Annotated in this window: 25 protein-coding genes and 1 pseudogene; all 26 read left to right on the forward strand. The window is 40.1% G+C overall.

The annotated features are described in order from the left end of the window. A pseudogene (locus tag P20439_RS13980) lies at positions 1–420 on the forward strand (hypothetical protein); the annotation flags it as partial. Beyond that, on the forward strand, positions 417–734 hold the full coding sequence (locus tag P20439_RS13985; RefSeq protein ID WP_008109627.1) for a hypothetical protein: 318 nt from the start codon (positions 417–419) through the stop codon (positions 732–734). The pseudogene P20439_RS13980 and the gene P20439_RS13985, both read left to right, overlap by 4 nt. A gap of 12 nt (positions 735–746) precedes the next feature. After that, positions 747–1,094, forward strand: a complete 348-nt coding sequence (locus P20439_RS13990; RefSeq protein WP_016899198.1) for a hypothetical protein — start codon at positions 747–749, stop codon at positions 1,092–1,094. Positions 1,095–1,251: 157 nt separating this feature from the next. Further along, positions 1,252–1,611, forward strand: coding sequence for a hypothetical protein (locus P20439_RS13995; protein WP_036934198.1), 360 nt, complete (start codon positions 1,252–1,254; stop codon positions 1,609–1,611). Between the two features lie 107 nt (positions 1,612–1,718). Further along, positions 1,719–2,216 (forward strand): DUF411 domain-containing protein, encoded by a 498-nt coding sequence (locus P20439_RS14000; protein ID WP_004589252.1) that lies wholly within the window; start codon positions 1,719–1,721, stop codon positions 2,214–2,216. Then, a complete protein-coding gene (locus P20439_RS14005; protein WP_008467837.1) occupies positions 2,216–3,643 on the forward strand; it encodes a TolC family protein in 1,428 nt (475 codons plus the stop codon). Before P20439_RS14000 ends, P20439_RS14005 begins: the two co-directional genes overlap by 1 nt. Then, on the forward strand, positions 3,643–5,400 hold the full coding sequence (locus P20439_RS14010) for an efflux RND transporter periplasmic adaptor subunit (protein ID WP_008467840.1): 1,758 nt from the start codon (positions 3,643–3,645) through the stop codon (positions 5,398–5,400). The genes P20439_RS14005 and P20439_RS14010 overlap by 1 nt, the downstream gene beginning before the upstream one ends. Before the next feature lie 14 nt (positions 5,401–5,414). Next, on the forward strand, positions 5,415–8,579 hold the full coding sequence (locus P20439_RS14015; RefSeq protein WP_008467841.1) for an efflux RND transporter permease subunit: 3,165 nt from the start codon (positions 5,415–5,417) through the stop codon (positions 8,577–8,579). A gap of 88 nt (positions 8,580–8,667) precedes the next feature. Next, positions 8,668–9,279 carry a PepSY domain-containing protein gene (locus tag P20439_RS14020; RefSeq protein ID WP_232311327.1) on the forward strand — a complete coding sequence of 204 codons (612 nt, stop codon included), beginning with the start codon at positions 8,668–8,670 and terminating at the stop codon, positions 9,277–9,279. Next, positions 9,279–11,111: a 2Fe-2S iron-sulfur cluster-binding protein gene (locus P20439_RS14025; RefSeq protein WP_004589257.1), complete on the forward strand. Its 1,833-nt coding sequence runs from the start codon at positions 9,279–9,281 to the stop codon at positions 11,109–11,111. Before P20439_RS14020 ends, P20439_RS14025 begins: the two co-directional genes overlap by 1 nt. Positions 11,112–11,135: 24 nt before the next feature. Continuing rightward, positions 11,136–11,483, forward strand: coding sequence for a copper resistance CopC family protein (locus tag P20439_RS14030; RefSeq protein WP_004589258.1), 348 nt, complete (start codon positions 11,136–11,138; stop codon positions 11,481–11,483). Positions 11,484–11,502: 19 nt separating this feature from the next. Further along, positions 11,503–12,390 carry a copper resistance D family protein gene (locus tag P20439_RS14035; protein ID WP_036934206.1) on the forward strand — a complete coding sequence of 296 codons (888 nt, stop codon included), beginning with the start codon at positions 11,503–11,505 and terminating at the stop codon, positions 12,388–12,390. Positions 12,391–12,405: 15 nt separating this feature from the next. Beyond that, positions 12,406–12,876, forward strand: coding sequence for a DUF4440 domain-containing protein (locus P20439_RS14040; protein ID WP_008467847.1), 471 nt, complete (start codon positions 12,406–12,408; stop codon positions 12,874–12,876). 27 nt (positions 12,877–12,903) lie between these two features. Beyond that, a complete protein-coding gene (locus tag P20439_RS14045) occupies positions 12,904–14,778 on the forward strand; it encodes a copper resistance system multicopper oxidase (RefSeq protein WP_008467849.1) in 1,875 nt (624 codons plus the stop codon). Further along, the gene (locus tag P20439_RS14050) at positions 14,775–15,650 is read left to right on the forward strand and encodes a copper resistance protein B (RefSeq protein WP_008128029.1); all 876 of its coding nucleotides are present in this window, start codon (positions 14,775–14,777) and stop codon (positions 15,648–15,650) included. Before P20439_RS14045 ends, P20439_RS14050 begins: the two co-directional genes overlap by 4 nt. Continuing rightward, on the forward strand, positions 15,641–16,336 hold the full coding sequence (locus P20439_RS14055) for a heparan-alpha-glucosaminide N-acetyltransferase (protein ID WP_259413530.1): 696 nt from the start codon (positions 15,641–15,643) through the stop codon (positions 16,334–16,336). The genes P20439_RS14050 and P20439_RS14055 overlap by 10 nt, the downstream gene beginning before the upstream one ends. After that, positions 16,324–17,175, forward strand: a complete 852-nt coding sequence (locus P20439_RS14060; protein WP_238529425.1) for a formyltransferase family protein — start codon at positions 16,324–16,326, stop codon at positions 17,173–17,175. Before P20439_RS14055 ends, P20439_RS14060 begins: the two co-directional genes overlap by 13 nt. A gap of 189 nt (positions 17,176–17,364) precedes the next feature. After that, positions 17,365–17,745, forward strand: coding sequence for a hypothetical protein (locus P20439_RS14065; RefSeq protein WP_008467851.1), 381 nt, complete (start codon positions 17,365–17,367; stop codon positions 17,743–17,745). A gap of 299 nt (positions 17,746–18,044) precedes the next feature. Next, on the forward strand, positions 18,045–18,458 hold the full coding sequence (locus P20439_RS14070) for a MerR family transcriptional regulator (RefSeq protein WP_008467855.1): 414 nt from the start codon (positions 18,045–18,047) through the stop codon (positions 18,456–18,458). Between the two features lie 101 nt (positions 18,459–18,559). Further along, on the forward strand, positions 18,560–20,803 hold the full coding sequence (locus P20439_RS14075) for a heavy metal translocating P-type ATPase (protein WP_008467856.1): 2,244 nt from the start codon (positions 18,560–18,562) through the stop codon (positions 20,801–20,803). Between the two features lie 11 nt (positions 20,804–20,814). Further along, positions 20,815–21,168 carry a cupredoxin domain-containing protein gene (locus P20439_RS14080; protein WP_004589267.1) on the forward strand — a complete coding sequence of 118 codons (354 nt, stop codon included), beginning with the start codon at positions 20,815–20,817 and terminating at the stop codon, positions 21,166–21,168. 9 nt (positions 21,169–21,177) lie between these two features. Beyond that, complete coding sequence (locus P20439_RS14085; RefSeq protein WP_008467859.1) at positions 21,178–21,513, forward strand: DUF2933 domain-containing protein; 336 nt, start codon at positions 21,178–21,180, stop codon at positions 21,511–21,513. After that, positions 21,506–22,171 carry an isoprenylcysteine carboxylmethyltransferase family protein gene (locus tag P20439_RS14090; RefSeq protein WP_008467861.1) on the forward strand — a complete coding sequence of 222 codons (666 nt, stop codon included), beginning with the start codon at positions 21,506–21,508 and terminating at the stop codon, positions 22,169–22,171. The genes P20439_RS14085 and P20439_RS14090 overlap by 8 nt, the downstream gene beginning before the upstream one ends. Further along, on the forward strand, positions 22,155–22,577 hold the full coding sequence (locus tag P20439_RS14095; protein WP_008467863.1) for a hypothetical protein: 423 nt from the start codon (positions 22,155–22,157) through the stop codon (positions 22,575–22,577). The genes P20439_RS14090 and P20439_RS14095 overlap by 17 nt, the downstream gene beginning before the upstream one ends. Before the next feature lie 10 nt (positions 22,578–22,587). Next, positions 22,588–22,959 carry a hypothetical protein gene (locus P20439_RS14100; protein WP_008467865.1) on the forward strand — a complete coding sequence of 124 codons (372 nt, stop codon included), beginning with the start codon at positions 22,588–22,590 and terminating at the stop codon, positions 22,957–22,959. Between the two features lie 50 nt (positions 22,960–23,009). Then, entirely contained in the window at positions 23,010–23,360 is a 351-nt protein-coding gene (locus P20439_RS14105; RefSeq protein WP_024602002.1) for a hypothetical protein, read from the forward strand. Positions 23,361–23,569 lie beyond the last annotated feature (209 nt).

A 23,569-nucleotide genomic window follows, 5' to 3' on the forward strand; every position in this document is an offset into this window, starting at 1 on the left:
CATGTGCACTGGCTGGTGTTGACACTTGAATTATTCAGTAGCGGCAAAGTAAATAAGGCTCAGTTCAATCCAACAACCTTCAAAATCGAAGGTATGCGCTATTTGGTATATGGCTTCCCATTGATTCCTTCCTTTGTATCTGATTGGCACAAACCTGATTTATGTCTACGAGTCAAAAATCTAGATGGCGATCAGAAGTTCATTGTTCGTATCGAACAGCAAGATCTTGTTTTTTATGCGAGGCGCGTTGATACCAACTTTTTTAACACAATCGATTATGAAAAATACATTTCGTTGTATCAATCTAGTGTTCTGTCACATTTTGATGCTGACAACAATTTGCTTAAAGTTGATGGGGTTAAATATCTAAGTTTTTTTCGTCCTTTTTCTGTAGAAGATATGAAAGGAGTTCAAGCATGAGACCTAGAGTAAAACTAACCAACGCAAAACTTATCTCAATTCAATCTGATACAGAGGAAAAAGTTGAACGGGTGCTTTACGGCACATTTGCTGACGAAAATGAAAATGGTAAAGAAGGAGATGCTTTATTCACGATAAAGGTTTTGGAAATCAATGGTCTAGAAAGTAAGTGCTTTGGTGTTGACTTTTATATCTTAGATGCTGAATCTAAAGAGTTTGATGTAAATGCATTTGAGTTTAATTTAATGCATGAGTGTATGTATTCTCCTAATGAGTTATTAGAGCTGCGAGATATGCTCCCGGCTAGTTATTAGTAAGGGAATACGTTGGATAGAATATATTTAAAGGATGCCTACATAGTATCTGTTTACGACTATAAAGAATTTGAAAAAATATTTCTTGGCGAGTTTTTATCAGGGGGGGTTATTGAAGATGAAACATTCAGGTTTCGGCCATTTCAGCAAATCGTGACTTCAAAGATTGTTAGCAAATCTGCTGATGAGGATAAGTTAGAAATATACACACATAGTGGGAGTTGTTATGTGATTGATGCTGACCATAAGTTAATTGATATTTCATTTGTTGAACTGGTTGTTATGAGAGCAGGAGCTTATTCGGCAGATCGAGTTTTAGAAATGAGAGAGCAACTTAAGTCTCAAAATAAAAGCCATTGAATAGCGAAGATAAGAAGTCTGATGAGATTATTATTTGTCACTTACCTCTTTGAAAAATTTGACGATAATCAAATATTCATAAATGTTTATACAGCATCAATTGACTTAGTCAAAAATTTGCATTAGTATTAGAGATGTATATTTGTAAGAGAATTTTATGTCTAAAGCATTTTCAAAAGTCTTAGTAATGACGCTTATGCTGGTTGCCTCTGTAGGGCAAGCATTTGCGTATTCTGCTATGCCTTGCGAAATGTCATCAGGTTCTCACGAATCACACATGAACATGAACATGAACATGGATCATGGTGATATGAATAAAAGCAGTAATGGTCAATCAGAAGATTGTTGTGACGTTGAATGTATTTGTCCTGCAAATGCTTGCTCATCTACGACAGTCCTAAATTCCAGTATTGATTCGACAGATATTCAAATATTCAGTGAATCTGTAGCTGCTCTGCAATCTAAACAACCTCATTCAATTTCCACTTCCCTTTATCGTCCACCAATTTTTGCCTAATACAGGATTAGTGCGTCCAAATTTCTCGCACATGTAATTAATTTTTCTGTTAGTCAATATAGCGTCGTAGCGCTATAGATATTTTCCAGCGATGTCTGGGGGCAAAAATGATCAATAAGTATTTAAAAATAGCAGTAGTAATGCTGCTTTCACCTGCGTTTGCAAACGCCAACGAACATAACCATGCACACAATAACGACGTAACACCTTTGGAGTTAATCGTTTATAAAACCCCTACTTGTGGGTGTTGTAAAAAATGGATAACTCATATTGAAGACAAAGGGATCGTTGCGCATTCCAAAGATTTCCGAAACATCGGCAACATCAAAACTAAGTATGGTATCAAACCTAATTACCGTTCATGCCACACGGCAGTGAGTAGAAATGGATTTGCCTTTGAAGGTCATATACCTGCTAAATTTATTCAGCAGTTCTTATCAGAAGAACATCCCAATGCGATTGGGCTTTCAGTTCCAGCAATGCCAGTTGGCTCTCCCGGTATGGAAGTCGATGACCGCTTTATGCCATACAACGTGTTAATTCTATTTAAAGATGGAACGAGCAAAGTCTATGCAAAAGTTAAGACATACGAGGAGCAATTCTAATGAAATTGAACTCTTCAAACCTTACTTCACTTTCAACTGCATTAATACTCGGCTTATCTGTATTCTCAGCTCAAGCTGAGAAAGTAGTGTCGCTTGAACAAGCTATCACCTTAGCTCAGCAAAATGATCCTTGGCTTCATGGTAGCCGATTGAAACAAAGTGCAGTTGAAAATAGAAGTATTGCTTCAGGTACTTTGCCTGATCCGAAAGTATCGCTAGGGATAATGAATTTACCAACAGATACTTGGGATTTAGATCAGGAAGGAATGACTCAGCTAAAGGTTGGCGTCTCTCAAATGTTTCCGAGAGGCGACAGTCTAGAGATCAAGAAAGACCAGTTACAAATTGAGTCCACGAAATTTCCACTGTTACGAGAGGATCGTAAAGCTAAGTTGAAAAGCCAAGTGTCACAACTTTGGTTAGATGCTTACTTAGCCCAACAAACTATTAAATTGATTGAAGATGATTGGTCTCTCTTTGAGCAGATGGCGGAAGTGGCTAAAGCTAGCTATTCAAACGTTGTTGGTAAAACTAGACAGCAAGATGTTATTCGTGCTCAGTTGGAAATCGTGCAGTTAGATGACAGATTAACTTCGCAAAAGCAGAAACTAGAAACGACAATCGCTCGTCTCAATGAGTGGCTTCATATTTACGATGCGGATCGTTTGAATGAATCATTCAACTTTGACGCGCAACCATTAGAGTTTAGCGTCTCAAAAGAATTGCCTTCGATTCAATTGAATAATCCAACAGTCCTAAAAGCATCTAATTACTCAAGAAATCTATTGGCTCAGGAGCTTTCGAATCACCCAGCCATACTTGCAATTGATATAAAACGCAAAGCTTCAGAAAAAGGAATTGAGTTAGCCAAACAGCAATATGAGCCGGAATGGGGTGTTAATGCTAGTTATGCCTATCGCGACAATATGCCCTCTGGTGATAGCCGAGCTGATTTATTTTCTGTTGGGGTAACGTTTGATTTACCCTTGTTTACCGAGAACAGACAAGATAAGCAAGTTGCAGCTTCTATTGCAGATTCAGAGACTATTAAAACCGAGAAACTATTACTGACAAAGCAAATGATCAGTGTTTTAGAAAAAGAACTAAGACAGCTTAAACGCTTATCAGATAGACAATCTATCTATCAAGAACAACTCCTTAAACAAACTCATGACCAAGCAGAAGCGTCATTGACAGCCTACACAAATGATGATGGCGATTTTGCCGAAGTTGTTCGAGCAAGAATCGCAGAATTAAATGCCAGAATATCAGCTTTAAGAATTGATGTTGACGCACTTAAAACAGTTGCTCGTATCAACTATTTATTTGCGCATTCTCAATCTAACTCAAATGCTGAACATAAGTCGATGCAAACTTCACACAAAACTAATCAGCACTTATCCAATCAGCAATTTGGAGAAAAATAATGTCAACGAATACAAAAACTATTATTGCCATCATCATTGGGGCAGCACTTGGTGCTGGAGCATTGAGTTTATATCAAGGTACTGGCTCAAACAGTAATAGTAATGAAGCAACATCAGCAGAGAAAAAGCCTCTGTATTGGGTTGCACCGATGGATTCTAATTACCGCCGGGACAAGCCCGGTAAGTCGCCTATGGGGATGGATTTAATTCCAGTGTATGAGGAAGGATCATCTGGTGATGACTTTGGCCCCGGAGCAGTAAAAATTGCGCCTCATGTAGTGAATAACCTTGGGGTTCGCACTGCACCTGTTGAACTGAAAAATATGCATACTGAAATCTCAACGGTAGGTTATGTTCAATATGATGAAGATAAGCTAATTCATATCCACCCACGGGTTGATGGCTGGATTGATAAACTTTACATCAAAGCAGCAGGTAACCCTGTAGAGAAAGGGCAGCCTCTTTATACACTATATTCTCCTCAGTTAGTTAATGCTCAGGAAGAGCTGTTAATAGCGTTAAAGCGCAACAATAGTTCTTTAATTTCAGCAGCCAAAGATCGCCTAAAAGCGTTACAGCTTTCAGCAGACTTTGTTCAAAAGCTAGAAAAGACACGAAAGGTTCAGCAAACAATTACCTTTTATTCACCACAAGCAGGTGTTGTCGATGGTTTGAAGGTTAGAGAAGGTTTTTATGTAAAGCCGGGAAACACCTTATTAAGCATTGGCCAGCTAGATCAAGTTTGGGTTGAAGCAGAAGTGTTTGAACGTGACGCAGCCTTAATTAAAAAAGGACTTCCTGTATCAATGACACTGGATTATTTACCCGGTGAGGACTGGGCTGGTGTCGTTGATTATGTTTATCCAACATTGAACAGTAAAACACGCACACTCCGAGTGAGATTGAAATTTGATAACACAGACTATCAATTAAAACCAAATATGTTTGCACAAGTCTCTATTCACGCTAATCAAGCTGATAGCACCATCCTCGTGCCTAAAGAAGCCGTTATTAGAACAGGTAAACAGGACAGAGTAGTACTTGCGTTAGGTGATGGGCAATTTAAATCTATTGAAGTGACTATTGGCCGGGTTGATATCGACAGCATCGAAATATTAGACGGCTTAAATGAAGATGACGTTGTGGTGACATCTGCCCAATTCTTGATTGATTCTGAATCAAGTAAAAGCTCTGACTTTAAACGAATGACTCATGATGAAGTGCCTAACTCTGTTTGGATGCAAGGGGATGTTAATAGTGTTATGGCAGGGCACCGCATGGTTAATATTTCACATGGCCCTGCTGAAGCTTGGGATTGGCCTGAAATGGTTATGGATTTTACTGTGGCTGAAAAAGTCGATATTGACTCATTAAAGTCAGGTCAATCTTTGCACTTTGAAGTGAGCAAAACCGAAGACGGTGGATATGAAATTACTGGAATTCATATCATGAGTGAGCCTGGTGATATGAGTGAAGAAGTATCTTTTGCAACAGTATCAGGTCTAATTAATTCTATTAATGTTGATACGCGTGTTCTAAATATTAGCAGAGGCCCAATAGAGAAATGGGATAGACCTGCTGCGACGATGGATTTTATCGTCGCGGACAATATAGAAATGGTTGATTTCAATGTCGGTGATAATGTCACTTTCACTTTTGAGGTTAGAGATGACTTAGTTATCACTGACATTTCTCTTGAATCAGATGAACAACACGGCAAGGAAAATAAAGCTGCTGTTGATCATTCTAATCATTAAGTGGGAGAAAAATAATGATTGAATCAATTATTAGATGGTCTATCGGCAATCGTTTCTTTGTTTTGTTGATTACCTTAATTATCGCGTTTGGTGGTTTGTATTCATTACAAAAAACACCAGTAGATGCACTCCCCGATCTTTCTGATGTGCAGGTGATAATTAAGACGAGCTATCCGGGACAGGCACCACAAGTAGTGCAGGATCAAGTGACATTTCCTCTTACTACAGCGATGTTATCAGTGCCGGGGGCGCAAACTGTTCGTGGTTACTCATTTTTTGGTGATTCCTACGTCTACATTATTTTTGATGACGATACTGATTTGTATTGGGCTAGAAGCAGAGTACTTGAATACTTAAGCCAAGTAGCATCAAGCCTGCCTGATTCGGCAAAACCTCAATTAGGACCTGATGCAACAGGTGTGGGTTGGGTATACATTTACGCTTTAACAGATAAGTCTGGAAACCATGATCTAAGCCAATTAAGAAGCATTCAAGACTGGTTCTTAAAGTATGAACTACAAACTGTTCCGGGCGTGTCCGAAGTTGCCGCCGTTGGTGGTATGGTTAAGCAGTATCAAGTGCAAGTAGATCCTGATAAATTGAGAGCTTACGATATTCCTCTAAGTTTAATACAAATAGCCTTACAAAAAGGGAACAAAGAAACTGGCGCATCCGTTGTGGAAATGGCTGAAGCTGAATATATGGTTACCGCAACGGGGTATATTCAATCAGTTAGTGATATAGAGAAAATCCCACTTGGTATTAACGAACAAGGCACGCCATTGCGTATTGGTGATGTTGCTACCGTTAATTTAGGGCCTCAAATGCGCCGTGGTATCGCAGAGCTTAATGGTGAAGGCGAAGTTGTTGGTGGTGTTGTCGTTATGCGCTTTGGTGAAAACGCTCAACAAACCATAAACGGGGTAAAAGAAAAACTTGAATCGCTTAAATCTTCTCTACCAGAGGGGGTGGAGATTGTCCCTGTTTATGACAGATCGAAGTTAATAGATCGTGCTGTTGATAATCTTTGGAGCAAGTTGCTAGAGGAGCTTGCAGTCGTTGCTATTGTCTGTGTGGCTTTCCTATTTCATCTTCGCTCATCTATTGTGGCAGTTGTTACTCTGCCATTAGGTATCTTGGTGTCGTTCATTATCATGTATATGCAAGGCATCAATGCCAACATTATGTCTTTAGGCGGTATCGCTATTGCGATTGGTGCGATGACTGATGGTGCAATAGTGATGATTGAAAATATGCACAAGCATATGGAGAAAACACCACTAACAGATGAAAATCGCTGGCAAATTGTTGCTAAGGCTGCGAGTGAAGTAGGCCCTGCACTATTTTTTAGCTTACTGATCATTACAGTCTCATTCTTACCTGTATTTATCTTGGAAGCGCAAGAAGGAAGAATGTTCTCTCCGCTCGCCTATACAAAAACCTATGCAATGGCGGCATCAGCAGGTTTGGCGATCACATTGGTGCCTGTTTTGATGGGCTACTTTATTCGAGGCAAAGTTGTTTCTGAAAAGAAAAACCCGTTAAACCGATTATTGATTGCTATCTACATGCCTGTTTTAAAGCAAGTCATGAAGTTTCCAAAATCGACAATAGTAGCAGCAATATTAGTGACTATCGTTGGCTTTTGGCCTGTCGATAAAATTGGTAGTGAATTCATTCCGCCATTGGATGAAGGCGATCTCATGTATATGCCTACTACCTATCCCGGTATTTCAATTGGTAAAGCAAGGGAGTTATTGCAGCAAACAGACAAGCTTATTCGCACTGTGCCAGAAGTTGAAACTGTATTTGGTAAAGTAGGAAGAGCTGAAACTGCAACCGATCCTGCACCTTTAACCATGATTGAAACCTTTATTCAATTGAAGCCACAAGAGCAGTGGCGAGAGGGTGTGACTACTGAATCGTTAAAAGCTGAGTTTGATAAATTGGTTAAGTTTCCGGGCTTAACGAATGCTTGGGTTATGCCAATCAAGACCCGAATCGACATGTTAGCAACAGGCATAAAAACGCCTGTGGGTATTAAAGTCGCCGGACCAGAGCTTGATGTGATTCAGGAAATCGGCCAACAAATAGAGCAAATTTTACCCGAAGTTACAGGCACAGCATCAGTTTACTCAGAGCGAGTTGCAGGTGGACGATATATCAAGGTTGATATTTCACGCGATAAGGCAAGTCGCTTTGGGTTAAACATCGAAGATGTTCAACAAGTGGTTTCTACAGCTATTGGTGGTATGAACGTTACCCAAACGGTAGAAGGTCAAGAGCGTTACCCTGTTAACTTACGCTATCCGCAAGACTATCGAGACTCTCCTGAGCAGCTATCACGATTACCTGTTGTAACACCAAGTGGTCAACGCATTGCACTAGGTGATGTCGCAGATATTCGAGTTGAGAACGGTCCGCCGGGGATTAAGAGTGAAAATGCTCGTTTAAATGGCTGGACGTTTATCGATATAGACGGTGTTGACGTAGGTACTTATGTTGAAAGTGCAAAAATACACTTGGCTAATAATCTAAAACTACCAGCAGGTTATTCAATTACTTGGGCTGGGCAATACGAATATATGGAAAGAGCGAAAGAAAAGCTCACCTATGTATTGCCTTTAACACTCGCCATTATTGTTATTCTACTTTACTTAAACTTCAGAGCGTTTAGTGAGGTGGCTATCATTATCGTTACCTTGCCGATGGCGATGATTGGTGGCTTATGGTTGATGTATCTGGAAGGGTTTAACTTCTCTGTGGCTGTTGGCGTGGGCTTTATTGCTCTAGCTGGGGTAGCGGTTGAGATTGGTGTGATAATGTTGGTCTATCTCAATCAGGCACTTGCTGAGCTTAAGGAAAAAGCTGAAGAGCGAGCTGAACCTATCTCTGATGATGCATATCAAGATGCATTATTGCACGGTGCAGGCTTACGAGTTCGTCCAGTAATGATGACAGTTGCAACAATCATTATCGGCTTGATGCCCATTTTATATGGTACAGGAACAGGTTCGGAGATTATGAGTCGTATTGCTGCACCTATGGTAGGCGGAATGACAAGTGCTGTGCTACTCACTCTTATTGTGCTCCCAGTAATTTACTCAATCGTTAAAAAGCCAGAATTAAACGCCTTTAACAAGGAGCTTTCTAAGGCGGAGCTAAAAAGTAATGCTTAGCACGGCTAGAAAATATCACAAATGGCTAATGGCATTTGTCGGAATACAATTCCTCTTCTGGTCTATTACAGGCGTGTATATGGTGACTATGGATATTCACTATATACACGGCGAAACCTTGGCTAAGAGTGAGGAAGCCAAAATAGATTTAGCAAGTATGGATTACTCCATTGTAAAGCTAGCTGCGGATTATCCTAAAGCTAGCCAAGTTACACTTACTCAAAGTATGGGCCGTCCTTTGTATTCTTTTATTAATGGAGAAAATGGAAAAGTAGCAATAGATGCTAAAACTGGAGCTGTTCAGGCCCTTGTAGATGAAATCAAGGCTAAAGAAATCGCACAATACCATTATGCGCTGAATCATCAAATCGACAGCGTAAGGTTGATTAAGTCAGCGACAAACTTGCCTGCTGAGTTGTCCCCAAGGCATTTACCTGTTTGGAGAGTGACGTTTGAGCAATTCTCCACACCGACATTTTATATAAGTCAACAAACAGGATCACTTGTTGCCAAGCGTCATGATTACTGGCGATTGTTTGATTGGATGTGGCGGTTCCACATTATGGATTACTATGATGGAGAAAACGTATCTAACTGGTTTTTGTTCTTGGTCGCAACTCTAGGTCTAATGGGAGCAATTACTGGCGCAGTATTGACTTATTACCGAGTGCTTTCCCCAAATAAAAAGGGAGTCATTTGATGCGACTATTTAAGTTAAATACAACGATACACAAGTGGCTTTCTTTATTTGTTGGTTTACAACTGCTTATTTGGTTGGGAACGGGCCTTTACTTCAATTTGATGGATCACAGTAAAGCCAGTGGTAATGAACTTAGAGTTCATTCTCATCATGAAGGTAGCATTACAGGCTTTGACCTATTCCCTATTAAAGACATTACTAGTAATGCTCCGCAGGAAGTAAACCTTATATGGGTTTTACATCAGCCTTACTATCATTTTGTGTTCGATAAGGGGCAGCATAGCTATCAAGAACGCCACTCAAAGCTATTTGATGCTGTAACAGGAAAGCCATTTAATTTGTCTGAAGAACAAGTACTAACTTTGGCAAAAAACTCCTACTCAGGACAGGGTAAGTTAACTACTCCAGTGTTATCTCAACCTCCGTTTTCTGATCACGTAAGGCAGCAAAATCCTATGTGGCAAGTTGCCGTTGAGGATGAGAACAATACAACTATTTATTTAGATAGTATTACAGGTCAAGTACTTCGCCATGCCAATGATGATTTCAGATTGAAAGATCTGATGATGAAGCTTCACTTTATGGACTATGGCAATTCTGGAGGATTTAACCATTGGTTGATCATTGCATTTGCTTTTGCAACGCTATTCCTTTCAATTACTGGTGTTACTTGGCTGATACAACAGTATCGAAGTGGTTTACTGAAGCTAGGTTGGGGCACTAACAGGCAAAAAGTGGCAGTGACGTTTTCCAATGAAAATACTATTACTGACATCTCAGCAGTTGGTCGCTCAACTGTACTAGAAGGGCTAGCTAGTTCACATGTATACCTTCCTTCAGGTTGCGGTGGTGGCGGTACTTGTGGCAAATGCGTGTTCTTAAGTTCAACTAAATTACCTATCACACTATCTGAACAGGAACATTTATCTCAGGAGCAACTTAAGGAAGGTTATCGGCTTGGATGTCAGCATAGGTTCTCTGAAATTAGTTCGATTGAAGTTAATACTGATCGCAATATTGAAAATCATGAGCTAGTTGTGGTTGCGACTAATTTCATTACTCCTTTTATCAAGGAAGTGAAATTTAAGCTGAAATCAGGCAAACAGTTGGCATTTAAAGCTGGTGCATATATGCAATTTGATGTGCCAGCAGGGATGAATAGCTTACGTCCAGATGATATGCCAGAGTGCTATGAAAAATACTGGGATAGCTACTATCATGGAAAATTTTCTCATAACGGTGTAACTCGCCACTACTCATTAGTTAACTTTGACGAGGAGTCTGATGAGTTAATGTTTAATATCCGTTGGCAGACCGCAAAGAATGGTTTTAAAGCAGGAATAGGTTCAAGTTATTTAGGTTCACTCCAAGTAGGTGAAACGATAACTGCAAAAGGCCCTTTTTCTGATTTTTATGCCACTTCAAATAAAAAAGTTAGTCGCGTGTTTATTGGTGCGGGTTCAGGACTTGCACCACTGAGGTCTATTATTTTTGAACAGTTGAAAAAGCATAAAGATAAAAGTGGTTTGACTCTTATCTATGGTGCGCGAACTGAAGATGACTTGCTATACCATAATGAATTGAAGTCACTGAGTGAGAAGCATAAAAACTTCTCTTATATTCCTACTCTTTCTAATCCTTCAGAAGAATGGCAAGGGCACTCAGGCTATGTTCAAAAAGTACTTCTGCCGTATATGAACCAAAAATCAGAACTGCTTTTGGCTGAGTTTTACTTGTGCGGTCCAGAAGCAATGATGAGTGAAGTGGAAAAAATAATTACAGATGCTGGGATTCCAAGTAATAAAATTTTCAAAGATAAATTTAGTCGTTAATCCATTAAATAAATAGAGGTATATATGAAAACATTAATTAAATTTTTAACCGTAATCAGTGTCGTTTTTAGTAGTGCGGTATTTGCGCATGTGCATCTTGAAAAAAGTGTGCCTGCTGATAATGCAATGCTAATGAATCCTCCAGAAGAGTTAACTTTGGTGTTCACCAAAGAGGTACGGGTTGTAAAAGTTTCATTGGCCAATAAACAAGGCGAAGAATTTAAATTTGGATTCGAGCCTTCTAAAGTCGCTACTAGCAAATTTACATGGAAACTACCTAAATTAGCTCCTGCAAACTATGCTGTGGATGTAACCTTCTTAGGTAACGATGGTCATAAAATGAAACATAGCTTCGGCTTTATGGTTCACTAAAATAGGCGGTGTGATTGATATGGAAATGTATATCTGGAATACAGTCATTGTACTGTCTAAAATTGTATTTTACGTCGGCTTTGCCTGTATTGCTGGTTATACATTTTTCAGGCAAATATTTGAGAATAATGAATCTCATACTAATGCTGTAATAGCGAATTTAACGTGGACAAGAACTTATATAGTTATGGCTTTGATCGCTAATATTACTTGGTTCTTTGCCAGTACTGGTGCAATGGCAGAAGAGGGAATTCAGGGGGCGATAGACGCTGATATGTTGGCTATTATGTGGGACTCCTCTGTCGGCACTGGAGCTTTGCTTCGAGCGCTTGGGCTAGTTACCGCAATAATCGCTTTAGCTTTAAGGTTCAAACTCGCTGTGAACTCGTACTTAAAACAAAGCGCTTTAATGTTGAGTTTATTAATCCTTGCATACTCATTCACGTTACTGGGTCATATTTCTGAGTTAGGCACAATTGAAAAAGGCTTGCTTATTTTGCATGTGCTCGTTATGGCATGGTGGTTTGGGGCGTTATTGCCACTAAAACAGGCTTGCCATCAGCTAAGTTATGCAGAACTTCATTTGCTGATGGAAAGCTTTGGCAAACAAGCAAGTTTTACAGTGAGCCTATTGTTGGTAGCAGGCCTCTGGCTCGTGATTCAATTGGTCGGAAGTCTTGATGCACTAATAAGCTCAAGTTACGGACAAACACTGTTGTTTAAATTGGCCCTTGTAGTGTCTATTTTGGCACTTGCTGCTAAACATAAACTAATACTCGTTCCACAACTTAAAAATAGTCAAGGCAGAGAGGCTTTATCTAAATCTATCTCGATAGAAATGGTAGTAGCTTTTGCCATTTTATCTGTAACGGCTGGGCTTACTAGTGTTGTTGGCCCTGCAAATTAAAACCTAAAAGAGAGAATGAAAATGAAAACAATAAATATATTACTTGTTTTATTAATGACGTTTAGTTTCGCAGCAAACGCTCATGGTGATAAGAACAAAGACAAAGGTTTGTTTAAAGGTATAGATACCCCTGCCGCAAAAGTTGTTTTGGCATTTCATCAAGCACTTGAAACTGGCAATCAAAAACAGGCTAGAGCGCAGTTAGCGGATGATGTCACCATTTTCGAGGGAGGCCGCGTTGAAAGGAGCGCTGATGAATATGCTCATCATCATATGTTGTCGGATATGAAGTATTTAGCAGCGATGAAGAGCGACACACTTGAACATCAAGTGACGATACTTGGAAATACCGCTATCTCTGCGTCGCGTAGTCAAACTACAGGTACTCATAAAGGTGTTGAACGCGATTATCAAGGCATGGAAACGATGGTGCTGGAAAAACAAAATGGTGAATGGAAGATTAAGCACATTCATTGGTCACATTAATTTATTGGTTAAATAACGGAGTACAAAATGAGAATTAAAAATCCATTACATCAAGTTTCTACGCCACGTAGACGCTTTGTACAAGGTGTAATTGCTGGCGGTGTATTAGCTGCTTTTCCAAGTGTTCTTCATGCAGCTTCATCTTTGATTGCTGGAACTTCAACAGGTACTGCGCCCGAACTAAGTGGAGAAGTAATAGATTTAGTGATAGATGAGTCACCCGTAAACTTCACAGGTGTTGTAAGAATGGCTACAACAATCAATGGCTCAATACCAGCTCCTACCTTGCGCCTCAGAGAAGGTGATGACGTTACTATCAGGGTAACTAATAAATTATCAGTGCCGAGTTCAATTCATTGGCATGGGATCATTCTTCCGTATCAAATGGATGGTGTACCGGGCATTAGCTTTAAAGGCATTATGCCTGGCGAAACGTTTGTTTATAAATTTAAGTTACAACAAAGCGGTACTTATTGGTATCACTCACACAGTGGCTTTCAAGAAATGACCGGTATGTATGGGGCGTTAATTATTGAGCCAAGAGAAAAGGATATTATTAGTGCTGACAATGAGCATGTCATCCTATTGTCTGATTGGACTGATGATGATCCTATGGAGTTATTCCGTAAATTAAAAATTCAGGGGGATGTGTTTAACTTTAATCAGCCCACTGTACCTGAGTTTTTTGATGACATAGCAACAAGCGGCGTTGCTAATGCACTTCAACGACGTGAAATGTGGAACCAGATGCGAATGAGTCCAACCGATTTAGCTGATTTATCGGCTTCGGCAATGACCTATTTAATGAATGGTACTGCGCCAATGGCTAATTGGCGTGGGCTGTTTAAAGCGGGCGAAAAAGTACGTTTAAGATTTATTAATGGCTCAAGTAACACCTTTTTTGATGTACGTATCCCAGAGTTAAAATTAACTGTGGTACAAGCAGATGGACAAAATGTTGAACCCGTTACCGTAGATGAGTTTCGCTTTGGTCCAGGTGAAACCTACGATGTGGTTGTTGAGCCTAAAAATGACGCATACACAATTTTTGCACAAAGCATGGACCGCTCAGGTTATGCCAAAGGGACTTTGTCTGTCGCTGCTAATATTGATGCGCCAGTGCCTGCACTTGACCCAGTTGAGTGGTTAGCAATGCGGGATATGATGGGCAATATGGATCACTCTGCTATGCCTGGAATGGATCACAGCGCTATGGGCCACGCTAGCATGGACAAAACCAGTATGGATCAGGGGGCAATGGATCATAGCACAATGGACCACGGTGCAATGGCAATGGATCATAGCACAATGGACCACGGTGCAATGGCAATGGACCATAGTAAGCATAATATGGGTAAAAACCCACTGGCTGTTCCAAGTCAGAAAGTTCGCCACGCTAAAACAGAATATGGCGCCTCAATTGATATGCGCGTTGATACGCCACGCACAAACTTAGACGATCCTGGTGTTGGGCTGCGCAATAACGGCCGTCGAGTTTTAACACTTGCAGATTTACGCTCTCTTGATGGCATAGTTGACCACCAAGCACCCGAAGCCGAAATTGAGCTGCATTTAACCGGCAACATGGAACGCTACAGCTGGTCTTTTGATGGCTTAGAGTTTGGTAAAAGTACCCCTGTGCATATGAAGCATAATCAGCGGGTACGAGTTATTTTACAAAACGATACCATGATGACACACCCTATGCATTTACATGGTATGTGGAGCGACTTGGAGAACGATCAAGGCGATGTGTTAGTTCGCCGCCATACCATAATGGTACAGCCCGCCCAAAGAATTAGCTTTTTAACTACGCCACATGATGTTGGTCGTTGGGCTTGGCATTGTCATTTACTGTTTCATATGGATGCAGGTATGTTTAGAGAGGTGGTTGTATCATGAGAAATTTAACCTTATCAACAGTACTTACTAGTGCACTATTAATTAGCGCACCGTTATTGAGCCTGAATGTGTTTGCTCAAACTGAAATGGGCGACATGTCTGGCGATATGGCGGGCGATAAAATGCAGCCGCAAGGCGGCGATGCCCCTAAAAATGCTCGCGATCCACACGCTTATGCTAATGGCACAACCTTAACGCAAGGGCCATATGCTTTAGCAGATGGCGAGCGCTTAACCCTTGCAGATGAGTATAAGTTTTACGCTATTTTAGGTGATCGCCTTGAGTATAACGAACAAGCCGATGCTGCTGTTTTCGATTTACAAGCTTGGTACGGCACCACCTTTAATCGATTAGTGATAAAAACCGAGGGCGATGTTAGTTATGGCAAGCTTGAAGAAAATCAAACTGATATTTTATGGGGTCATGCAATTTCGGCTTATTGGGATACGCAAGTCGGTATTCGCTACGATTATTATAAAGAAGGCAAAAACCGTCAATGGTTAGCGTTTGGTATTCAAGGCTTAGCACCTTATTGGTTTGAGCTTGATATGACAGCGTATGTAGGTGAGAGCGGCAATACAGCATTTACAGCAGAAGCTGAATATGAGCTGCTTTTAACACAAAGGCTCATTATACAGCCTCGTGCTGAAATAACATTTTATGGTAAAGACGATGAACAAAATGAGCTAGGCAGTGGGCTATCTAGTACTGCTATTGGCGTTAGGGTTCGTTATGAATTTACTCGCCAATTTGCACCTTATGTAGGTGTAGAGTGGACTAATAAATTTGGTAGCACAGCAGATTACGCCAAGCTAAACGAGCAGAGCAGCAACGATACTGAGTTTGTTGCCGGTTTAAGATTTTGGTTTTAATACGAAGAAATAACTACATTGATTTAATGAGAGCTACCGCAATTATATTGATGGTAGCTTTTCATTTTGTCTGGGATTTAAACTATTTTGGTTATATTAGAACAGACATACCTAACGGCTTTTTCTGGAAAGAGCTAAGAGCAATAATTGTAAGTTTGTTCTTGTTTTCTGTTGGTGCCAGTCTGGTTTATTCCTATCAAGGTGGTATATCAGCGAAGAAATTAGCTTGGCGAACGGTTAAGATATCTAGTGCTGCGTTACTAGTGACTTTATCCTCACTATTTACCTTGCCAGAACATTGGATTTACTTTGGTATTTTACACTTCATAGCAGTTGCAACACTTCTATTAGTTTGGTTGGTGGGGAAACCTAAACTTGCTTTGCTGCTATCTTTATTTATTTTTAGCGCATACATAGCGATAGAAATACCGTGGAATTGGCCTTTTAGCTATATTGAACAATATATTTCAAAACATCCTAGTGACTTGGTTACTCTTTTTCCTTGGTTGGCTTTGCCCTTGCTCGGTATCTGGGCTGCAAATTTCCGAATCTTTCGTCTGGCTCCCGCCAATCAACATGCGATAAACCCTTATTTGACATTGCTTAGTCAACACTCTTTACTGATTTATTTACTTCACCAACCTTTGCTTTTTGCTGGCTTTAGCGCTATCGAATGGATCAATTGAATATGAAAGTCCTCTATTTCGGAAATAATCTCTTTTCAAACTGTTTAACATTTATGGTTAACCAAGGCTTTAGTGTTGAAGCTGTTTATATTAATGATGTAGAGGAAAACGCAAGTATCGTTAAACGAATTTGTGGCATACATAAGATAATGACACATTCTTTAAGACCGACTAAAGAAGAACTTGATGAATATATAAAATCTGGAGTAACTCTTTTTGTCGTTGCTGACTATGGATATAGACTGCCCATAACAGATATAAAATATGCCTTTAATATTCATCCCTCACTTTTACCTAAAGGTAGAGGCCCTACGCCATTAACTTACATTGTGGATCTACCAGAATTTGCAGGTGTAAGCATACACAAAATCACATATATGCTTGATGGCGGAGATATCTTACTCCAAGAACAATTTGAAGTAGGACAAAATGAATCCATTTCCTCCTTAATGGTGAAGTCAAGCTTACTTGCGGAATCTTTACTGCAAACCTTGTTAAATGATCTCGAAACTATCTATGAGAGTGCTACGCCACAACAAAAACGATTAGCTACTTATTGGAAGCAACCTAGTATAGAAAGGAGAATCATGTCGTGGCTCAATGATACTCAACAATTTAGGCAAGCAATACGTCAATATGGGCATTTTGGCATCTTAATAACAATTTATGAAGAGCTTTTTATTGTCAGCCAATTAGAGGTGGCCGATTTCAAACATGACTACAAGCTAGGCAGCATAATTTTTGAAGACCAAGCGCTGATTAGTGTGGCTATGAATGGTGGCTTTGCTGTTGTTTTTAAAAGTTCTATGGTGCTAGTAAACTCAGCAGTACTAGAGTAATTCGTATATTAAAAGTGTGTATAAAATGTTTTGAAGCAGACTTTAAGGGCTAGGTTAGAACGTAGGTTTTAGTTCAAAGGTTGATCAAGATCATAAAATTATTTTTATAAAGTGGCTAATATTGTAGGTGCTAAAGAAGGAATGATAATGTTTGGACTTTTCAGGTGGTTTAAAATAGTAATAATAACTGTGTTGCTTACGCAGCATGGCTTTGCGATTGCTAAACCAATGAATTGTGAAGAGCATCATAATGGCTCATCCGACACGCATATTATACAACCAAGCAAAAATATGCATCATCAATCAATGATTGACAATAGTCACTATCACACTGAAAATTCGCAAGATTCTAAAAACCGTCATGGTGATGAAGACTGTGAAAAATGTAAAGCTGGTGATTGTGTTTGTTGTGAAGGCGGTTTTTGTACAAGCTTTCATTTAAATGCCTATCTTGTGGAAGCGCAAGACGAAGGTATTTGCAATATTCATTCTGAGCTAATTCTACAGCGTACACCCCTACCAAAATCTGGTATCCATCTCTTACTTTATCGTCCACCAATTATTGGCTAATCACAGGATCAGTGCGCCTTTTTTTCGCCAGTCCCATCAAAAATAAAACGATTTACTGATTGGTTTAAATTACCAACCGTTTTGAACAATTAGCACAATATTTTTTGGAGGCATGATGAACATGCTCAAACTATTGCTATTTACAGTACTTAATGCTGTCGATTTTGACCGAGATTTCTCTTTTACCAAAAAATTAGTTTTTAGCTTATTCACTAGAATTAGTACTTGACCTGTGTCTTAGACACAGGTCTAAGCTGAAGATGAGAGTACAAACTTAGCTAAAAAACTGAGGAGTGAATATGAAAGTTGCGGAGCTGGCAAAAAGCCTTGGAACGACTGCTGATACGGTGCGCTATTACACCAGATTAGGATTGTTAAAACCTGCTAAGTCAGTGAACGGCTACAAGTCATACTCGAATAAAGAAGTATCGAGACTTAAATTCATTTTAAGTGCCAGAAACCTTGGTTTTTCCGTTGCAGATATCAAGGAAATTATTAATGAATCTGAAGATGGTAAAAGTGCGTGCCCATTAGTCAGAAGCCTGATCAAAGAGCGGCTTGAAGAAACAGAAAAGCAGTTTCAAGCAATGTTGGCACTTCGAGGAAAAATGTCTTCTGCGCTTTCTCGATGGGAAGAAATGGAAGACAAAGCACCGACTGCAAACATGGTTTGTCATCTCATCGAAAACTTTGAGCAAATTAAAAAAGCATAGGAGGAAAAAGGGTGGCTACTAACACAAATATAAAAACTGAATCAGGCTGTTGCTGTCAGGCAAAAGCTCAATCCTCTTCGTGTAAAAGTAAGGAGAATACGTTGGAGAAAGTATCACATAACCAACAGCTTATCATTGAAGGTGCTGGGTGTGCTAGCTGTGTAGGCAAAATTGAAGGGGCGTTGAAGGCAACTCTTGGAGTCGTCAGTGCGGAAATGAATTTTGCTGATAGGACAGTAACAGTTTATGGGACAGCTAAAACAAAAGAGTTGATCAAAGCTGTTGAGTCAGTGGGGTATAACGCGAAGCCAATTGATGATAGCTCAGCAACAGATGCGCTTGATGAGAAAGAGGCTGCGGATTTTGCATATTACAAAAAGCTAATGCGCGATACGTTTATTGCCCTTTCACTCGGCGTTCCTTTGATGATCTACAGCATTGTAGTTGGAGAAATGACGGTTGAAACAAACCTTGAACGAATTTCTTGGTTGGTTGTAGGCATTTTAACTTTTGGTGTTATGTATTTTTCAGGCAAGCATTTCTATGTAGGAGCATGGAAGAGCTTCAAAAATCATTCAGCCAATATGGACACCCTAATTGCTTTAGGAACAGGCACGGCTTGGTTGTATTCGATGGTTGTCGTGTTTGCACCTGACGCTGTTCCATTGATGGCACGGCATGTTTATTTTGAAGCTACCGCCATGATCATTGGCTTAATTGATTTAGGTTTAGCATTAGAAATCAAAGCCAGAGGTAAAACCTCTGAGGCCATTAAACGTCTTATCGGCTTGCAAGCCAAAACAGCAACCGTGGTTCGTGACAACAAAGAAGTTCAGATAGGTATTGAGCAGGTTTTATTTAACGATATTGTGAAGGTAAAACCGGGTGAAAAAATTCCCGTCGATGGCGTGGTATTGGAAGGACACACCTCTATTGATGAGTCCATGCTGACAGGCGAACCTATGCCTGCTGAAAAAGCTGAAGAAGATGAGGTTGTCGCAGGTACTTTGAACAAATCAGGCATGATTTTATTTAGAGCCACACGCGTTGGTAAAGACACGGCGCTTGCACAGATCATCAATATGGTGAAACGAGCACAAAATTCGAAACCGCCGATTGGCCGTTTGGCCGATGTTATTTCAGCTTTTTTCGTACCTGTCGTGATGATCACCTCTGTGTTAAGTGCGCTAGCATGGCTTAACTTTGGACCTGAGCCAGCCATTGCTTTTGCCATCGTTTCAGCAACTACTGTGCTTATTATTGCCTGCCCGTGTGCTTTAGGCTTGGCAACACCCATGTCTGTCATGGTGGGAGTAGGAAAAGCAGCAGAAGCCGGAGTGCTTATTCGCAACGGTGAGGCACTGCAAACCGCCTCTAAAATCACTGCCATGATTTTAGATAAAACGGGCACTATTACTGAAGGGGCACCTAAGGTAACCGATATTATTTTAGCAAAAGCTACTGACGAAAAAGACGTACTACAGCTTGCAGCAAGTTTAGAAAGCGGCTCAGAGCATCCTTTAGCGCAAGCGATTGTTGAAAGTGCGTTAGATCAGGATATTGAGTTACTAAAAATTGAAGCCTTTAACGCCATTACGGGTTTTGGTGTAGAAGCAAGCTGCAACAACAAAGCCCTGCTTTTCGGAAACGATAAACTAATGAAGTTAAAAGGCATAGACCTCACAGGCTTTGTTGAACAAGCACAGTCTTTAGCCAAAGAAGCCAAAACACCTATGTACTTTGCTGTAGATGGTGAACTTGCAGCAATCATTGCTGTTGCAGATCCTATCAAGTCAGACTCAATCTCTGCTATCAAACGGCTTCAGGCTAATGGTATACGCGTCATCATGTTAACGGGTGATAACAAGGAAACCGCTGCCGCCGTAGCTAAAAAAGTGGGTATTAGTGAGTTTCTTGCTGAAGTGCTGCCAGAAGATAAAGCCAACAAGGTGAAAGAGCTACAAGAAGGCGGCGAAATTGTTGGTATGACAGGAGATGGCATCAACGATGCTCCTGCGCTAGCGTTAGCCGATGTTGGCTTCGCCATAGGCACAGGGACTGATGTAGCTATCGAAAGTGCTGACATTACCCTAATGCGTGGTTCACTTCATGGCCTTGCTGATGCCATAGCGGTAAGCAAAGCTACTTTACGAAATATCAAACAAAACTTGTTTGGCGCGTTTGTCTATAACGTAGCCGGGATTCCTTTTGCTGCGGGGGTTCTATATCCCTTCTTTGGCATTCTGCTTAGCCCTGTAATTGCAGGTGCTGCAATGGCGTTTTCGTCATTGACTGTAGTGTCAAATGCAAATCGACTTCGCTTTTTTAAAGCAAAAGAGCATTAAGGAGAATCACAATGATGGTTATTAACTTATTAGGCTTAATGTTAATCGCGCTGATTGTTTGGTGGTTTTGGCTATATAAACCCAATAAAACAATCGTTCAAGGTAATGAAGTACTCATTGAAGTGAGGGATGGTGTGTATTCCCCATCCTCAATTCAGGTGTCTGCTAGCCAACCTGTCACTCTGAAGTTTATGCGCAAAGATCAATCCCCCTGCGCTGAAACAATGCTTATTCCTTCATTGGATATAAGCGAACAGCTTAAATTAAATGAAATTACTCAAATTACCCTATTGAACTTATCACCGGGAGAGCATGAGTTTCACTGTCAGATGCAAATGTATCGCGGTGTCTTAAAAGTCGTTTAGGAGGGCAATATGAAAAATCAACACCCTAATTTTTGGTCAACACCTACAGGCTGGGCTGCACTGGCACTTATTGCCGCAGTGACCTACTTCTTAGTGCTTGAGCATGGTCAACATATGCTGCAATTTCTTCCCTACTTGATTTTATTGCTATGCCCCTTGATGCACGTATTTATGCATGGCAGTCATGGTAAACATGGTCACGATCATTCACATGCGCCTGATGAAAAAAAGGAAGAGAGCTTTCAAGAACTCACGGATAAAAATGCAGCCTATCGCGATGGCTACATACAAGGGTTAGAAAAGGCACGTAAGGAATCACATAAAAAGGAGAGCAGTGATGAATGAAACATATGATTATGGCTTATGGTCAATGGTGATACTGAACTCAGCAATTTTTATCTTTTTTGCCTTTAGTTTTGTCAAACCAAAAACATCAACTGATTGGAGAAGTCTAAGCGCGTTCTCTGCCTTTATTGTTGCCCTATTTACTGAAATGTATGGCTTTCCTTTAACTATCTATTTTCTGTCGGGGTGGCTGACGGAGACCTATCCAGAAGTAAATTTCTTTGCGCATGAAAATGGGCATTTATTACATACTTTCTTTGGATTTCAAGGTGATGCCCATTGGGACCCATTTCATATAGTGAGTATGGTGTTAATTGTTGCAGGTTTCTTTATGTTGTCTTCAGCATGGAATGTATTGCATCACGCGCAAAAACATCATCAATTGGCTACAACTGGATGGTATGCAAGGTGTCGCCACCCACAGTATGTAGCTTTCATTCTAATCATGTTCGGCTTTTTATTGCAGTGGCCGACAATCCCAACACTTGCGATGTTTCCGATCTTAGTCGTTGTTTACGTCAAGCTAGCGAAACGCGAAGAAGCACAAGCGATTGCTGAGTTTGGTTCGGAGTACCACAGGTATATGGAATCGACACCAAGTTGGATCCCAAATTTTAATAAAAGTGTAGAAGGTAAAAATCATGAAAACGTTAACTAAATCAATTTTATTTATTAGTTCACTACTTATAACCACTAGCTCATTTGCCCAAAACAATGAGCATAAGCATGAAGGTGCGAACAAAGCTGATATGCATCAAGGCATGGCAATACCACATGAGAACATGGGAGAAATGCACAAAAAGATGATGGAAATGAAAAAGGAAGTCCATGCCATTAAAACTGAAAAAGATCCTGAAAAGCAACAGCAGATGATGGTTGAACATCACCGTTCAATGATGAAGATGATGCAATCCATGCACAAAAACATGGAAGAAATGCCAATGCATCAACAAATCAAGATGGCTGAACATCATTTAGAAATGATGGGGAACATGATGCCGCAGATGAACCGTAAAATGGAAGAAATGAAAGATAGCAATCAACAGCATTCACACAAACATTAGGAGAAAAATTATGAGCGATTTAAATCATAGAGTTGGCGTTAAAGAGCAAAATTTAGTTGTTCGAAACCTAAAGCTTAGCAATGTCACAGAAGAAAGCTGTGACGAGTTAGTAAAAGAAATAGATCAGCTTTTTGGTATAGATGAAGTTAGTTACAACATCAAAGAAGGTGAAATACACCTTGCCTATGATGCCGCAAACGTAAGCCTTGATGGGATTGAGGAGGTAATCCGTAAGTATGGCGCAGATGTTCATGATGATTGGTGGACACATACTAAAGAAAGTTACTATAAATTTGTTGATCAGAACATCAAAGATAACTCTGTTCATAAGCCTTGGAGTTGTCATCAAGCACCTTCGGGGGCTGGCCGGAAAAACAAATGAATTCATAAAAAAGTGTATAGATAATTAGTTAGTCAAATGAGGTAACAGTGATGAAAACACCCTATATAAAAGCTCTTTTATTGCTTACATTCGGTTTATATTTAGTGGGTTGTTCCAATACCACTTTTTATCATAAATACATGGTGAGAGGTCAGGTAGTAGAAAGTTCTGATAATCGAACTCTAATCTGTATTGGTGCTAAGCATGGCGCAGAGGTTGGGCAAAAATACAGTGTTATTAGATTCCATGAAAGAATAGTATTGAGTGAAGGTGAAGATCCCTACACTATCGAAAAGGTAGGAACGGTACAAATTACTAAAATTGTGAATGATCATTTCGCAACTGTAAAGCTAGTGTCTGGTGACATTGCAGCGAAAGATATGGTGGAACTTGAAAACTAATAAAGTGGTGGCGAAAGCCACCACAAGAGCACAACAATAAAACTTAATGAAAAAACTTTAGTGTTATTTTGTACAACCTTTGAGATTGCTTGCTCAGTTCTGGTTATCTTGATGCCAGTACGACAGAAAAAATGTTACATATGAATTAGAAAGGTATGGGCTGGCATCCTAGGTCTAATCTTAACAGTTAAGGGGCCGCCGAATAGAGC

Source organism: Pseudoalteromonas sp. BSi20439 (assembly GCF_000241165.1).
Taxonomy (GTDB): Bacteria; Pseudomonadota; Gammaproteobacteria; order Enterobacterales; family Alteromonadaceae; genus Pseudoalteromonas.